Origin of the sequence: Bradyrhizobium liaoningense (assembly GCF_018130785.1) — a bacterium.
Taxonomy (GTDB): Bacteria; Pseudomonadota; Alphaproteobacteria; order Rhizobiales; family Xanthobacteraceae; genus Bradyrhizobium; species Bradyrhizobium liaoningense_A.
This window is the reverse complement of sequence record NZ_JAFCJT010000011.1, coordinates 188,118-201,720: the sequence shown is the minus strand read 5'-3', so window position 1 is coordinate 201,720 and position 13,603 is coordinate 188,118. Positions and strand designations below refer to the sequence as shown.

General features: G+C 63.4%; 18 protein-coding genes. 14 read left to right on the top strand and 4 right to left on the bottom strand.

The window, feature by feature from the left end; all coding sequences use genetic code 11:
- Positions 1–212: 212 nt before the first annotated feature.
- The 10 genes from JQ627_RS22690 (at position 213) to JQ627_RS22645 (ending at position 7,279) form a co-directional block, all read left to right on the top strand.
- Positions 213–1,877 carry an acetolactate synthase large subunit gene (locus tag JQ627_RS22690; RefSeq protein WP_212486353.1) on the top strand — a complete coding sequence of 555 codons (1,665 nt, stop codon included), beginning with the start codon at positions 213–215 and terminating at the stop codon, positions 1,875–1,877.
- Positions 1,878–2,074: 197 nt separating this feature from the next.
- The gene (locus tag JQ627_RS22685) at positions 2,075–2,422 is read left to right on the top strand and encodes a Lin0512 family protein (protein WP_212486352.1); all 348 of its coding nucleotides are present in this window, start codon (positions 2,075–2,077) and stop codon (positions 2,420–2,422) included.
- 6 nt (positions 2,423–2,428) lie between these two features.
- Positions 2,429–3,118, top strand: a complete 690-nt coding sequence (locus JQ627_RS22680; RefSeq protein ID WP_212486351.1) for a GNAT family N-acetyltransferase — start codon at positions 2,429–2,431, stop codon at positions 3,116–3,118.
- A 72-nt stretch (positions 3,119–3,190) separates the two neighbouring features.
- On the top strand, positions 3,191–4,375 hold the full coding sequence (locus JQ627_RS22675; RefSeq protein WP_212486350.1) for a serine hydrolase: 1,185 nt from the start codon (positions 3,191–3,193) through the stop codon (positions 4,373–4,375).
- Between the two features lie 95 nt (positions 4,376–4,470).
- Positions 4,471–4,680, top strand: a complete 210-nt coding sequence (locus JQ627_RS22670; RefSeq protein ID WP_212486349.1) for a DUF2892 domain-containing protein — start codon at positions 4,471–4,473, stop codon at positions 4,678–4,680.
- On the top strand, positions 4,677–5,198 hold the full coding sequence (locus JQ627_RS22665; RefSeq protein WP_212486348.1) for an RNA polymerase sigma factor: 522 nt from the start codon (positions 4,677–4,679) through the stop codon (positions 5,196–5,198). The genes JQ627_RS22670 and JQ627_RS22665 overlap by 4 nt, the downstream gene beginning before the upstream one ends.
- Positions 5,199–5,201: 3 nt before the next feature.
- Entirely contained in the window at positions 5,202–5,549 is a 348-nt protein-coding gene (locus JQ627_RS22660; protein WP_212486347.1) for a carboxymuconolactone decarboxylase family protein, read from the top strand.
- A 5-nt stretch (positions 5,550–5,554) separates the two neighbouring features.
- Positions 5,555–6,220 (top strand): DUF429 domain-containing protein, encoded by a 666-nt coding sequence (locus JQ627_RS22655; RefSeq protein ID WP_212486346.1) that lies wholly within the window; start codon positions 5,555–5,557, stop codon positions 6,218–6,220.
- 118 nt (positions 6,221–6,338) lie between these two features.
- Positions 6,339–6,482, top strand: coding sequence for a hypothetical protein (locus tag JQ627_RS22650; protein ID WP_212486345.1), 144 nt, complete (start codon positions 6,339–6,341; stop codon positions 6,480–6,482).
- 92 nt (positions 6,483–6,574) lie between these two features.
- Positions 6,575–7,279 (top strand): glutathione S-transferase family protein, encoded by a 705-nt coding sequence (locus JQ627_RS22645; RefSeq protein ID WP_212486344.1) that lies wholly within the window; start codon positions 6,575–6,577, stop codon positions 7,277–7,279.
- 1 nt (position 7,280) lies between these two features.
- Here JQ627_RS22645 and JQ627_RS22640 read toward each other — a convergent pair whose 3' ends face one another.
- The 3 genes from JQ627_RS22640 to JQ627_RS22630 all read right to left on the bottom strand — a co-directional run bounded on the left by JQ627_RS22640 (position 7,281) and on the right by JQ627_RS22630 (position 9,289).
- Positions 7,281–8,063 carry a sulfite exporter TauE/SafE family protein gene (locus tag JQ627_RS22640; RefSeq protein ID WP_212486343.1) on the bottom strand — a complete coding sequence of 261 codons (783 nt, stop codon included), beginning with the start codon at positions 8,061–8,063 and terminating at the stop codon, positions 7,281–7,283.
- A gap of 3 nt (positions 8,064–8,066) precedes the next feature.
- Positions 8,067–8,699 (bottom strand): TetR/AcrR family transcriptional regulator, encoded by a 633-nt coding sequence (locus JQ627_RS22635; protein WP_212486342.1) that lies wholly within the window; start codon positions 8,697–8,699, stop codon positions 8,067–8,069.
- Between the two features lie 218 nt (positions 8,700–8,917).
- On the bottom strand, positions 8,918–9,289 hold the full coding sequence (locus JQ627_RS22630) for a tRNA-binding protein (RefSeq protein WP_212486341.1): 372 nt from the start codon (positions 9,287–9,289) through the stop codon (positions 8,918–8,920).
- A gap of 104 nt (positions 9,290–9,393) precedes the next feature.
- On the opposite strand from JQ627_RS22630, the gene JQ627_RS22625 reads away from it, so the two are divergent.
- Entirely contained in the window at positions 9,394–9,747 is a 354-nt protein-coding gene (locus JQ627_RS22625; RefSeq protein WP_212486340.1) for an ArsC family reductase, read from the top strand.
- Between the two features lie 24 nt (positions 9,748–9,771).
- Here JQ627_RS22625 and JQ627_RS22620 read toward each other — a convergent pair whose 3' ends face one another.
- A complete protein-coding gene (locus JQ627_RS22620; protein ID WP_212486339.1) occupies positions 9,772–10,458 on the bottom strand; it encodes a PAS domain-containing protein in 687 nt (228 codons plus the stop codon).
- A 309-nt stretch (positions 10,459–10,767) separates the two neighbouring features.
- Here JQ627_RS22620 and JQ627_RS22615 point away from each other — a divergent pair, with 309 nt between their 5' ends.
- The 3 genes from JQ627_RS22615 (at position 10,768) to JQ627_RS22605 (ending at position 13,547) form a co-directional block, all read left to right on the top strand.
- Positions 10,768–11,523 (top strand): ABC transporter ATP-binding protein, encoded by a 756-nt coding sequence (locus tag JQ627_RS22615; protein ID WP_212486338.1) that lies wholly within the window; start codon positions 10,768–10,770, stop codon positions 11,521–11,523.
- Positions 11,516–12,262 carry an ABC transporter ATP-binding protein gene (locus tag JQ627_RS22610; RefSeq protein ID WP_212486337.1) on the top strand — a complete coding sequence of 249 codons (747 nt, stop codon included), beginning with the start codon at positions 11,516–11,518 and terminating at the stop codon, positions 12,260–12,262. The genes JQ627_RS22615 and JQ627_RS22610 overlap by 8 nt, the downstream gene beginning before the upstream one ends.
- A 61-nt stretch (positions 12,263–12,323) precedes the next feature.
- Positions 12,324–13,547, top strand: a complete 1,224-nt coding sequence (locus JQ627_RS22605; RefSeq protein ID WP_212486336.1) for an ABC transporter substrate-binding protein — start codon at positions 12,324–12,326, stop codon at positions 13,545–13,547.
- Positions 13,548–13,603 lie beyond the last annotated feature (56 nt).

Sequence of the window (13,603 nt, the reverse complement as noted above, 5' to 3'; positions counted from 1 at the left end):
GAACGGCCGTATCACGCTGGGGTGAAGGCGTATCACTTCACCGTGGCAGTCCAGACTCTTTCCGCGGTGCCAGTCAGGGTTGCTTCGCTGTGCTCGCAATGCCGATGTTGAAGCAATTGTACGCCTCTTTGTGAGTTGTGCCCGTGCTGCAGATCGCTACCATGCGCCCGCTTCCGTGGAACACGGGGGCCAGCACGGCGAGCGGAGGCGACATGAGCGGGCAGGAACGCAAGGTAAAAGGATCGGACCTGTTTGTCGCTGCGCTGGAAAACGAGGGCGTCGATCGCATCTTCGGTATCCCCGGAGAGGAAAATCTCGACCTCGTCGAATCGCTGGGCACTTCCAAAATCGAGCTGGTCCTGACCCGTCACGAGCAGGCCGCGGCCTTCATGGCCGCCACGCACGGACGGCTGACCGGCAAGCCAGGCGTGTGTCTCTCGACGCTCGGTCCGGGCGCACTCAACCTGTCCACTGGTGCGGCCTATGCCCATCTCGGCGCGATGCCGATGATTCTGATCACCGGCCAGAAGCCGATCATGAGCAGCCGGCAGGCGCGCTTCCAGATCGTGGACGTGGTTGCGACCATGAAGCCGCTGACGAAGCTCTCTCGGCAGATCATCAGCGCCTCCAGCATTCCGACCGTGGTGCGCGATGCCTTTCGCGTGGCGATGGAGGAACGGCCGGGGCCGGTGCATCTCGAGCTGCCCGAGGACATCGCGGGCGACGAAGTACCGGCCGTTCCCGTGATCCCGGTCCATCCGATTGAAATTCCGGTCGCCCATCGCGCCGCGCTCGACCGCGCGGCCGAGATGATCCTGACCGCAAAACGTCCGTTGGTGATGATGGGAGCTGCGACCAGCCGGCCGAGCTCGACCCACGGCATCGCCAGCTTCGTTCGGCGAACCGGCATTCCGTTTTTCACGACGCAGATGGGGAAGGGCACGGTGCCCGGTGGCACCAATCTCTACATGGGCACGGCGGCGCTGTCCGAGCGCGACTACGTCCATGATGCGATCGATGCAGCCGATTTGATCGTGGCGATCGGCCATGATCCGATCGAGAAGCCGCCCTTCATCATGGGGCCGTCGGGACCGAAGGTCATTCACGTCAGCTACACGCCGGCGAGCGTCGAGCTGGTCTATTTCCCCGATGCCGAGGTCGTCGGCGACGTCGGCCCGAGCCTGGAGCTCCTCGCCGACCGGCTCGAAGGCAAGCTGCCGCAGGCGGCGGCGCTCTTGCCGTTGCGCGAGGAGATCCTCAGGCACATCGCCGACCGCGCGACCGAGGCGCGCTGGCCGCCGACACCGCAGCGCATCGTGCACGACATCCGCCAGGTGATCCCGGAAAACGGCATCGTCGCGCTCGATAACGGCATGTACAAGATCTGGTTCGCGCGCAACTACCGAACCCGCGTCGCCAACACGCTGCTGCTCGACAATGCGCTGGCGACCATGGGTGCCGGCCTGCCGTCGGCGATGATGGCCGCGATGCTCTATCCCGAGCGCCGCGTGCTCGCGGTCGCCGGCGACGGCGGCTTCATGATGAACAGCCAGGAGATGGAGACCGCCGTCCGCCTCAAGCTCAATCTCGTCGTACTGGTGCTCGAGGACAACGCCTACGGCATGATCCGCTGGAAGCAGGCCGTCGATCACTTCGCCGATTACGGCATGACCTTTGGCAATCCGGACTTCGTGCTGTACGCGAAGGCCTATGGCGCGAAGGGGCATCGCATCGAGAGCATCGACAGCTTTGGGCCGACGCTCGATGCCGCGTTCAAGGAAGGCGGTGTGCATCTGGTTTCGATCCCGATCGACTATTCGGAGAATGTGCGGGTGCTCGTGGACGAGCTGCGCGCGCATGAGAAATCGAAGGCATGATTTGTTCGGGACTCTCGCCACACCCGTCATTGCGAGGAGCGTAGCGACGAAGCAATCCAGAGGCAGTCTGGATTGCTTTGCTGCGCTCGCAATGACGGAGTGAGTGGCGAGACCGAAGCCCACATGACAACCGCACTTGTGTCGCGCCTTCCGATCGCCGACACTCACAATCATCCAACCAACCACAGGAATATGAAATGACTCGCGTTCGCTGTATCACCGAGATGGGCATGGGCGTCGACGTCCACGGCAGGGACGCCACCAAGGCGGCGAAGCGTGCGGTGTCGGATGCGATCAGGCATTCGAGCCTCGGCTTCTTCAGGATGATCGGGAAGACCGGCAACGACATGTTCGTCGATGTCACGATCGCGGTACCCAATCCCGAGGCGGTGGACAAGGAAGCCGTTGCGAAGGAGCTGCCTTACGGCACGGTGACCGTGAATGCGGTTAAGGGCGGGCTGGAGATTCCCTCGGCCACGGAACAGGCCAACGACCCCATCCTCATCGCCAATGCCGCCGTCATCGTCAGCTTCGACAAGGACTAGGGTCCAGTGTCCGACAGCGATGTGGCGCTGCTGGATCGCCCGATCTGGAGCGCGCTGACGACGAGCCAGAAGCATCTGGCGGAGGGCGGACCGCGTGCGCTGCGCTATCCCGTGGACATGACGCCGTTTGCCGACCTGGTCGACATGTCTGAGGCTAGCTTCGCGGCGCTCGGTGATCTCCTGGCGGGCTCGCAAGTTGCCGCGCTGTTCACGCCGGAGCCGGTCGACGTGCCCGCCGACTTCAAGGTGGTACTCTCGGAGACCGGCGAGCAGATGATCGGCTCGCCGGCCGACAGTCCGCTGCGCGATGTCGAGATCGTCACCCTCGGCGCTGCCGACGTGCCGGCCATGATGGCGCTGACGGAGCTGACCAAGCCCGGTCCATTCGCGCTGCGTACCCATCAGCTCGGCACGTTTCTCGGAATCCGCGCGGGCGGCGAGCTGGTCGCGATGACGGGCGAGCGGATGAAGCCGGGAAAGTTCGTTGAGATGACGGCCGTTTGCGTGCATCCCGACTATCGTGGGCGCGGCTACGCACAGGCGCTGCTGGCGGCGGTCGCACGACGGATCGAGGCGCGCGGTGAAATTCCGTTCCTGCACGTGTTTTCCCACAACGCATCGGCCATCGCGCTGTACGAGCGGCAGGGCATGACAATCCGCCGTCGCCTGTACGTCACGGCGCTGATGAAGGCGTGAGGGCCGTGCGGGCGGCCTTCATTTCCTGCGAAAGCGCGCTATATCCTTGCCAACCATAATTGGGGGAAACACATGGACGCCAGAACACCTGATTTTTCCGCCGCGCGGACGGCGATGCAGCGCTACGTCGATCAGGAGATCATTCCAGGCGTGTCCTGGGCAGTGCTGCGGGGGCGCGATGTCGTCGATCAGCAATGCGTGGGTTTCGCCGACCGTGAGGCGAGCACTGCGCTGCGGCCCGATCACATTTTTCGCGCGTTCTCCAACACCAAGATCTTCGTCACCTGCTCGATCATGCTGCTGGTCGAGGAAGGCCGCATCGGGCTCGATGACGCGATCGAGAAATTCCTGCCGCAACTCGGCAATCGCAAGGTGCTGAAGCAAGGCGCTTCGAGCCTTGCCGATGTCGAGCCGGCGAAGGGCCCGATCACGATCCGCCAGCTTCTGACCCACACCTCGGGCCTCAGCTACGGTATCTTCGATCCCGGCACGGTGCTGTTCAAAGGCTATAACGAGGCGCGCGTGCTCAATCCGCTCACGCCGCTGACCGACATGATCGACAAGCTCGCCGATCTTCCGCTGTCCTATCATCCCGGCACGGGCTGGGAATATTCGGTGGCGACCGACGTGCTCGGCCGCGTGGTGGAGGTCGTCTCCGGCGATGCACTCGACACCTTCCTCAAGGCGCGCATCTTCGATCGCCTCGGCATGGTCGATACGGGCTTCTCAGTGCCCGAGGCGCAGCAGGGCAGGCTGGTTGCGCTCTACACCGGCGCCGACGTGCTCGATCCGATGAAGCCGGGCCTCACGCGGGCCGACAATCTTCCGTTTCCGCAGGCCTATCGGCGGCCGTTTCCGCGGCTGTCGGGCGGCGGCGGTCTGGTCTCGACCTTGCCCGACATGCTCGCGCTGGTACGCGCGCTGCTACCCGGCTCGGATGCGCTGCTGAAGCCCGACACGCTGCGGCAGATGATGACGAACCAGTTGCCCGCGGGCCAGACCATCCGCTTTGCCAATCTCGGGCCGATCCCCGGCAAGGGCTTTGGTCTCGGCGGCGCCGTCACTTTTGCGCCGACGCCCTTTGATCCCCCGAATTCGACCGGCGAATTCCAGTGGGGTGGGCTTGCCGGCACCCATTGGTGGATCTGTCCGCAGGCAAACACCGCCGGCGTGCTGATGGCTCAGCGCCATATGGGCTTCTGGAATCCATTTTTCTTCGAGTTCAAGCGCCTGGCCTATCAGGCCGTCGGAGGCTGATCGCGAAAAAATTGTCGGCGCCCGCGAATCCTTTCCGGCCTTCGCGTCCTCTTGATGGTCGAGGCACTCCGCCTCGGCTCATTCTGGAGGATGTGATGGCGCTTTACAGGAAGAATATCGGCGGTCTGCATCAGGCGGTGAGGGTTGCCGCGGGGATCGCGGTGGCGGTCGCGGCATTTGTCTATCTCGCCGGCGCAACGGCGTGGCTGCTGGCGCTCGGGGGCGCAGGCTTCGCGCTGACGGGTCTCGTCGGCTATTGCCCGATCTGCGCGATGGCCGGGATCGGACGAGGAGGCGTGTCGTGAGTGCGGCGGCGATCTCGTCAAATCTGTTCGAGGCGGCACGGCTCGGCGATCCCCAGGCGATCGCGACCCTGCTCGAGACGGCGCAGCCGGATATCCGCCGCTACGCACGCGCCACCTGCCGCAGCTCGGCCGATGCCGAGGATGCAACCCAGGAGGCGCTGTGGATCCTGTTCCGCCATGTCGGCACGATCCGCTCGTGGCTCGCGTTTTCCGCCTGGCTGTTCAGCGTGGTCCGTCGCGAATGCCTGCGGCTCGCGCGCAAGGCCGGCCTCGCGCCATCGATCGACGACGAAGCGGCGGAGGCTCTGCTGCTGTCGCGTCCCGAAGCCGATTTGCGGCTTGACGTGGCCGCCGCGTTTGAAGCGTTGCCGGCGCACTATCGCGATATCGCGCTGATGCGGGACGTCAAGGAAATGACCATCGACGAAATCGCCGCCGCGCTCGGTGCATCCAGGCAGACCGTGAAGGCTCGCCTGCATCGCGCCCGCGCCCTGATGCGCGAATATCTGACGAGATGAGATATGAGCAATTATCAGACACCTGACGATCTGAAATCGATTCCGGCCTTTGTGGCGCTCGCGCCGGTCGAGGCCAAAGCGTTTCTGGCGTTCAACCACGCGGTCGAGCGCAAGGACGGATTGATCCCGCCGAAATATCGCGAGCTGATCTCGCTCGCGGTCGCGCTCACCACGCAATGCGCCTATTGTCTCGACGTGCATACCGCGCAGGCGGCGGAAGCCGGCGCGACGCGGGAGGAGGTCGCCGAAGTCGCGTTGATTGCGGCCGCCGTGCGCGCCGGCGGCACGCTCGGCCATGCGTTGCTGGCACAGCGCCTGTTCGAGCGACATCGAGACGAGGGGGAGAGCTAGATAGCTTGCCAAACTATCTCGGCCTCGATGGATTTCGCTTCGGTTGGGTCGCAGCCTGGATCGACGACCGCGGCGATCATGGCTTCGATTATTCACCGGGGCTCACGCGCCTGCTCGCGTTGCCGCATGCGCGTGCGATGATCGACATGCCGATCGGATTGAAACCGGGCGGCTATCGCGAATGCGACTTGCGTGCACGGGAGCTGGTTGGCCCCGCCGTGTTTCTCGGCGCGCGCCGTGACCTCTGGACGTTTCCCGACATGGCGGCGGCCAATCGCCATTATTGGGAGCACGAAGGCAAGGGCAGGGGCGTGTCGGCGCAGCTCTGGAACATCAGGGGCAAGATCAGGGATGTCGACGAGATCATGACGCCGGCGCGGCAGGCGACGATCGGTGAAGCGCATCCGGAATTGATCTTCTGGAATCTGGCAGGGCGAATCCGGCTTGCGAACAAGACATCTGCGGAAGGCCGCGCGCAGCGCATTGCTCTGCTGGCGCAACGCGGTTTCACGCGCTTGCCGAAATGGCTGACGCAGCGTCATGGCACCGGCATCGGCCGCGACGACCTCATCGATGCCTGCGCCTGTGCGGTCGCGGCCCGCGACAGCACACAGCGTGTCGGCGGCGAGGAGGTCGATCCGCGCGGACTGCGGATGGAGATGAATTACTGAGGTCGCGGCCTGGCGCGCATCGATTCGGGATAAAGTGGCAATTTATTTGAGGCGTGCAGGAACTGTCGATGGTCGGCCCGCGTTCCCCGTTCGAACCGATGACGGAGAAGCTCGTGCGATGAAGGATGCCAGTCAGCTCGCGACCGCGATGCTCGCGCTCGTTTTCACCGGAGCGCTGCTCGTCACCGGGCAGCTCTTCATCGAGCAACGCGCACAGCGCGATATCGCGTACGCCGCCAGCCATTTGCTGCGGCCCTTGTAGTCCGGCTTCGATGCGTGATCACTGCCCGGCCTTGCGCCGTTCGATGGCTCGCCTAGACTAGGCGGAATTTCACGAGCGAAGCCGGGGTCCCGATGTCTGATCTGTCTGCCTTTCCCATCACCAAGCGCTGGCCGGCCAAGCATCCGGAGTTGCTTCAGCTCTATTCGCTGCCGACGCCGAACGGCGTCAAGGTTTCGATCATGCTGGAAGAGATCGGCCTGCCCTACGAGGTCCATCTCGTCGATTTCGGCAAGGACGATCAGAAGACGCCGGAATTCCTCTCGCTCAATCCGAACGGCAAGATTCCGGCGATCCTCGACCCCAACGGTCCCGGCGGCAGGCCGCTGCCGTTGTTCGAGTCCGGGGCGATGCTGCAATACCTCGCGGAAAAGACCGGCAAGCTTCTGCCTGAGGACGCCGCGCGCCGCTACCAGACCATCCAGTGGGTGCATTTCCAGATGGGCGGCATCGGGCCGATGTTCGGCCAGGTCGGCTTCTTCCACAAATTCGCCGGCAAGGACTTCGAGGACAAGCGTCCGCTCGAACGCTATGTCAGCGAGGCCACGCGCCTGCTCGGCGTGATGGAAACGCATCTTTCCGGCCGGCAGTGGTTCATGGACGACGACTACACCATCGCTGACATCTCCATGCTGGGCTGGGTGCGCAATCTCATCGGTTTCTACGGCGCCGGCGATCTCGTCGCGTTCGACCAGTTCAAGTCGGTCGGTGCCTGGCTCGAACGTGGGCTGGCGCGGCCGGCGGTGCAGCGCGGGCTGAACATTCCGAAGCGGCCGTAAGTTACGTTAGCGCCTTGTGGGTCATGTAGAGCGCCATCACCGAGATGAGCGCGATCATGACCCCACGCAGGACCGACTTGCTGACGCCGTTGGCCGCGCGTGCGCCGAGATCTGTTCCGATCCAGAGACCGGCCAGAATGCCGATGATCGCCGGCCAGCCGACCATGAGCCCCTTGCTCCAGTAGATCCAGGCCGCCGGAATGTTGGTCGGGACGACCGAGAAGACGAGGCTGACGAGTTGTGCCTGATGCTGCGGCACGCGCAGGCCGGCTGCTAGGCCGACGGTGATCGCGAGGCCGCCGCCGATGCCCATGAAGCCGGAGGAAAATCCGGCGAGCATGCCGATAAGGAGTAGGGGCAGCCAGGGCAGTTCATCGCGGTCGCCGGCCTCGTTGCTCCCGTCCTTGCGCTCACGGCGCAGGATCAGGAGTGCGATCAGCGCGACGAGATAGACGACATAGGACCATTGCAGCACCGAGTCGGACACCGCCGCCGCGGCGTATCCGCCGCCCGCACCGCCGATGAGAAATCCGAGGCCGATCCAGATGATCCATTGCAGCGGGCTGCGATTGCCGCTTTGCCAGTAGCGGCGCACGCCGGCGAGACCTGTCGGCGGGACCTGCGTGATCAGCGATGTGCCCTGGGCGACGTGCTGCTCAGCGCCAAGCAGCAGCACGCTGAAGATCACGAGCCCGCCACCCGGGCTCGTTCCCATGAAACCCGACGTCAGTCCACCGACGAGACCAACGCCGGCGCCAGCGAGGAGATCGTGGATCCAGGACATCGCTTACGTCCTGGTTCGGCGCTTGATGTCGGGCTTGGGCGTGCGAAATCCGTCGATCACGCCGGCCACGGCCGCCATGCAGGCCTTAAGATCAAAATCCTCGCCCCAACATTTTTGCAGCACAAAACCCTGGAAGATCGCGATCAGCACGCGCGCGATCGCGTCGGCACCGAGGTCGCGCTTGATCAGGCCGTCATGCTGGCCGCGCTCGACCAGCGCGACGATCAACGCGCGCGGCATGTCGATGCCTTCGACGACGCTGGTGCGGACGCGGCGGTTGCGCAGCGCTTCGGCCCAGCCATGGATGCCGACACGGCGCCGCGCTTCGCCCGCGGGATCGGTGAGCCATTGTGCGTAGACGCGGATCAGTGCGTTAAGTCCTTCGATCGGATCGCCCGATCCCTGCGCGACCGAGTTGAGCACGGCCTCACGACGATGCCGGTCGTCGGCGAGGGCCTCGATCAGATCGTCCTTGCTCTGGAAGTAGAGATAGACCGCGCCGTGGCTCAGGCCCGAACGCTTGACGATGTCGGCCATGCCGGTCTGGTGAAAGCCATCCTCGGCGAAGCAGGTGAGGGCAGCGTCCAGGATCTGCTGCCGCCGACCTTCGCGCTGCTTGTCGCTGATCTTGGGCATTTTGGGCGTCCCTAAATAACCGACAGATCGATCGTTTTAGCTACTGGCTAGGTGCGGCCGGAATGAAGCCAAGCAAAATAAAAAACGATCAGTCAGTCATTTTTATTATCAAAAGCGATTTTGGTCAAGGCCGGGCTGTCCGGAGCCGGGAAATGAAGAGGCTTATGCCGTTGCGGACGCGTCGGCAGAGGCGACGGCGCGTCCCCTCGGTCGCGCCGCTAAAACAGCCGTCCGCCGTTCGGCACGGGTTTGCTCGGCTGCACCAGCACGACCTTGCCCTCGGCATCAGGGAAGCCGAGCGTCAACACCTCGGAGACGACCGGGCCGATCTGGCGCGGCGGGAAGTTCACGACCGCCGCGACCTGCTGTCCCACCAGCGTCTCGAGCGGATGGTTTTCGGTGATCTGGGCTGAGCTCTTGCGCACGCCGATTGCAGGACCGAAGTCGATCCACAGCCGCCAGGCCGGCTTGCGCGCCTCCGGGAACGGTTTTGCATCGACGATGGTGCCGACGCGGATATCGACCGCGAGGAAGGTGTTGAAGTCGATGGTCGGCGACGCGGCCGCGGCGGGGTCGTGAGTGGCGTGCATAACGTATCCGTTCGGAGAGCTGGCTTCGTTCGCAATATTGTCGCGCGAACCGGAGTTTCGTACAACGCCGCAGCCGAAGCACCACGCATGCGCGAGGAACTGTCTTGCCCAACATCATCTACGGCATCAAGAACTGCGACACCATGAAGAAGGCGCGCGCCTGGCTCGACACCCATGGCGTGGCTTATGAGTTTCACGACTACAAGGCGGCGGGCGTCGAGAAGGACAAGCTCAAGCAGTGGAGCGACAAGGCTGGCTGGGAGACGCTGCTCAATCGCGCCGGCACGACCTTCAAGAAGTTGCCGGATTCCGACAAGGAAGGCCTCACCGAGAAGAAGGCGCTGGCGCTGATGCTAGCGCAACCATCGATGATCAAGCGGCCGGTGCTCGAAGCCGGCGGCAAGCTTCTGGTCGGCTTCAAGCCGGATATCTACGCCAAGGAAGTCAAGACCCGGTAGGTCGGCGCAAAATCGCGCTGGCCCCTAGTTCAGCTCGACGATTTCGGTGGTGATGCCGGGCTGATCGGCGAACTCGACCACGTCGGCGGCAGCGATCCGGCCGGGTGCGCGATGGAAAAGATCGCGGTCGATCACCGCGCGCAATTTCGGACGCGGCAGCGCGTCATTTCCGCGCATCAGATTCTTGATCTCGAAGCCGCCATCCTCGCAGAACGTCTTGAGCGAAGCGATGACATGGCAGACCTTGCCGTCGGTCTGGAACGGCAGCAGCAGGCGTTCATAGGCAACGACGCGGCCGTAGATGTCGTCGACGTCGGCGACGCTGTAGACCGGAAGCCCGCGCGCCACGCATTCATGATAGATCGGCATCACGAAGGGGGCGAGGCGCGGCCCGATATAGTCGTCGAGGAGAACGCCCTTGCCGGTGTGACCATAGGCACGCGAGATGCGCGTGCCCTCGCTCTGGATGGTCAGGCGCGGCGTCGGTGCAGAAATGTCCACGGTATAATAGATGAGATCGGACAGCTCTTCCTCGAGCCGCGCGGGCTGATATTCCCAGATCGCCGGCGCCATCTGCTCGCGCGCATAAAGTCGCAGCCACGTGTTCAGGAGATCACGCTGCCTGATCGACTTGACGACAGAAGGAGCTGCGCTTGCAAAATCCAAGGCAATTTCCAAGACAATATTCCCGACGTCCAAAAACCCGCGCATGATCCATGCTGCGGGAAAATTTTCTATGAAGGCTGGCGCGCGGGACGAAAGACCGTTAACGACGGCTTGATGACCGGTGCTTTGTGAACCGGGAGGCCGGGCAGGCGACATCAAAACGCGTCCGACTAAGGGAGCATAAGTCTCCCGGCCGGAGGCCTGACCTGCTCAGCTTTCCGCCTTGCCTAACCCCCGTCACCTCCGGCATATTCCGCGCCCGGAGGCGGCGTTCCGGGACAGGCTCCAAGGCCTCCGGAAAGCCGAAGCAACTAAGGACAGCCACGCGCATTTCGCGGGCGGGGGGAAATCTGTTTGGCCGATGAGTTCATTCTTGAAACGGAAGGCTTGACCAAGGAGTTCGCGGGCTTCTTCGCCGTCCGCGACGTTGCGCTCAAGGTTCGCCGTGGGAGCATTCACGCGTTGATCGGCCCGAACGGGGCCGGCAAGACGACGTGCTTCAATCTTCTGACCAAGTTCCTGAAACCGTCCGCTGGAAAGATCCTGTACAAGGGACAGGACATCACTGCGATGGCGCCGGCCGACGTGGCCCGCCTTGGCCTCGTCCGTTCATTCCAGATCTCGGCGGTATTTCCGCATCTCACCGCGCTGGAGAACGTTCGTGTCGCGCTTCAGCGCCAGCACGGCAGCTCCTTCGATTTCTGGCGCTCCAAGTCGGTGCTGAACCGGTACAACAACCGTGCGCTGGAACTGTTGAACGATGTCGGTCTCAGCGAGTTCGCCAACACGCCGGCGGTCGAGATGCCCTATGGGCGCAAGCGCGCACTGGAGATCGCAACCACGCTCGCGCTCGACCCGGAGATGATGCTGCTGGACGAGCCGATGGCCGGCATGGGCCACGAGGACATCGACAAGATCGCGGCGCTGATCAAGCGCATCTCGGCGAAATATACCATCCTGATGGTCGAGCATAATCTGAGCGTCGTCGCCAATCTCTCCGACATCATCACCGTGCTGACGCGCGGACAGGTGCTTGCGCAAGGCAATTACGCCGAACTCACCAAGGACGAGCGCGTCAAGGAAGCCTATCTGGGAGCCGGTCATGCCTGAGACTGCAACCGCGGACGCTCCCGCAAAGGCCGCAGCCGGCGGCAACATCCTCCAGGTCCGCAACCTGGAAGCCTGGTACGGCGAGTCCCACATCCTGCACGGGATCAATTTCGACGTGAACGCGGGCGAGGTCGTCACCCTGCTCGGGCGCAACGGCGCCGGCAAGACGACTACGCTGAAGTCGATCATGGGCATCATCGGCAAGCGGACCGGCGCGGTGAAGTTCAACAACCAGGACATCATCCGCGCGACCTCGGACAAGATCGCGCGGATGGGCATCGCGTTCTGCCCGGAGGAACGGGGGATCTTCTCCAGTCTCGATGTGCGCGAGAATTTGTTGCTGCCGCCGGTGGTCCGCCAAGGCGGATTGCCGCTGGAGCAGATCTTCGATCTGTTTCCGAATCTGAAGGAACGTCTCAACAGCCAGGGCACCAAGCTGTCCGGCGGTGAGCAGCAGATGCTCGCGATCGCGCGCATCCTGCGCACCGGCGCGAGCTTCCTGATGCTGGACGAGCCGACCGAAGGTCTTGCGCCTGTCATCATCCAGCAGATCGGCCACACCATTGCGCGGCTCAAGAAGGAGGGTTTTACCATCCTCCTGGTCGAGCAGAACTTCCGGTTCGCATCCACCGTCGCCGACCGCTATTACGTGGTCGAGCATGGCAAGATCATTGACGGATTTTCCAACGCGGAGCTTGCCGCCAACATGGACAAGCTCCACACCTATCTCGGCGTCTAGAACGGCCAAGCGTAGAACGGCCAAGAGAAAACGGCGAAGAAAAAATTCAAAGGGAAGTAGCATGAAGACAAAGTCGATTGCATCGTTTCTGCTCGGCACGGCGTTGGCCGTGACCATCACCGGCGTAGCCTTCGCGCAGGACAAGACCGTCAAGATCGGCGCGCTGTCCGATCAGTCCGGCCTCTATGCCGACCTCGGCGGTCCCGGCTCGACGCTCGCCGCCCAGTTGGCCGTCGAAGATTCCGGCCTTGCCGCGAAGGGCTGGAAGATCGACATCATCTCCGGCGATCACCAGAACAAGCCTGACATCGGCACAGCGATCGCGCGGCAGTGGTTCGACGTCGACAAGGTCGACGTCATCGTCGACGTGCCGAACTCCGGCGTGGCGCTCGCCGTCAACAACGTCATCAAGGAAAAGAACGGCGTCTACATCAACTCGGGCGCGGCGACCTCGGATCTGACCAACGCGCAGTGCTCGCCCAACACCGTGCACTGGACCTACGACACCTACATGCTGGCCCACACCACGGGCCAGGCGCTGGTGAAGGCCGGTGGCGACACTTGGTTCTTCCTGACCGCGGACTACGCCTTCGGTGCGGCGCTCGAGCGCGACACCACGGCCGTGGTCTCCGCCAACGGCGGCAAGGTCGTCGGCGGTGTCAAGCATCCGCTGAACACGCCGGACTTCTCGTCCTTCCTGCTTCAGGCGCAGGCCTCCAAGGCAAAGATCATCGGCCTTGCCAATGCCGGCGGCGACACCACCAACTCGATCAAGCAGGCGGCCGAGTTCGGCATCGTCAAGGGCGGCCAGAAGCTCGCGGCGCTGCTGCTGTTCCTCACCGACGTCAAGGCGATCGGCTTGGAGACCGCGCAGGGCCTCAACTTCACAGAGACGTTCTACTGGGACATGGACGACAAGACCCGCGCCTTCTCCAAGCGCTTCGCCGACAAGATGAAGAACAACGCTCCGCCGACCATGGTTCAGGCCGGCGTCTATGCGGGTCTGCGTCACTACTTCAAGGCACTGGAAGCGCTCGGCGGCAATCCGCATGACGGCGTGAAGGTCGTCGAGAAGATGAAGTCGATGCCGACCGAGGACGATTTGTTCGGCAAGGGCCTGATTCAGCCCAACGGCCGCACCATCCATAACGCCTATCTGTTCGAGGTGAAGAAGCCCTCCGAGTCCAAGGGACCGTGGGACTTCTACAAGCTGGTCGGCACGGTGCCGGGCGATCAGGCCTTCACGCCGCTCGCCGAGAGCAAGTGCGCGCTGCTTAAGAAGTAAGGCCAACAGCCCGCCGGCTGCTAGCCGGCGGGCGACTCTAGGGAACGCCGAAGGGA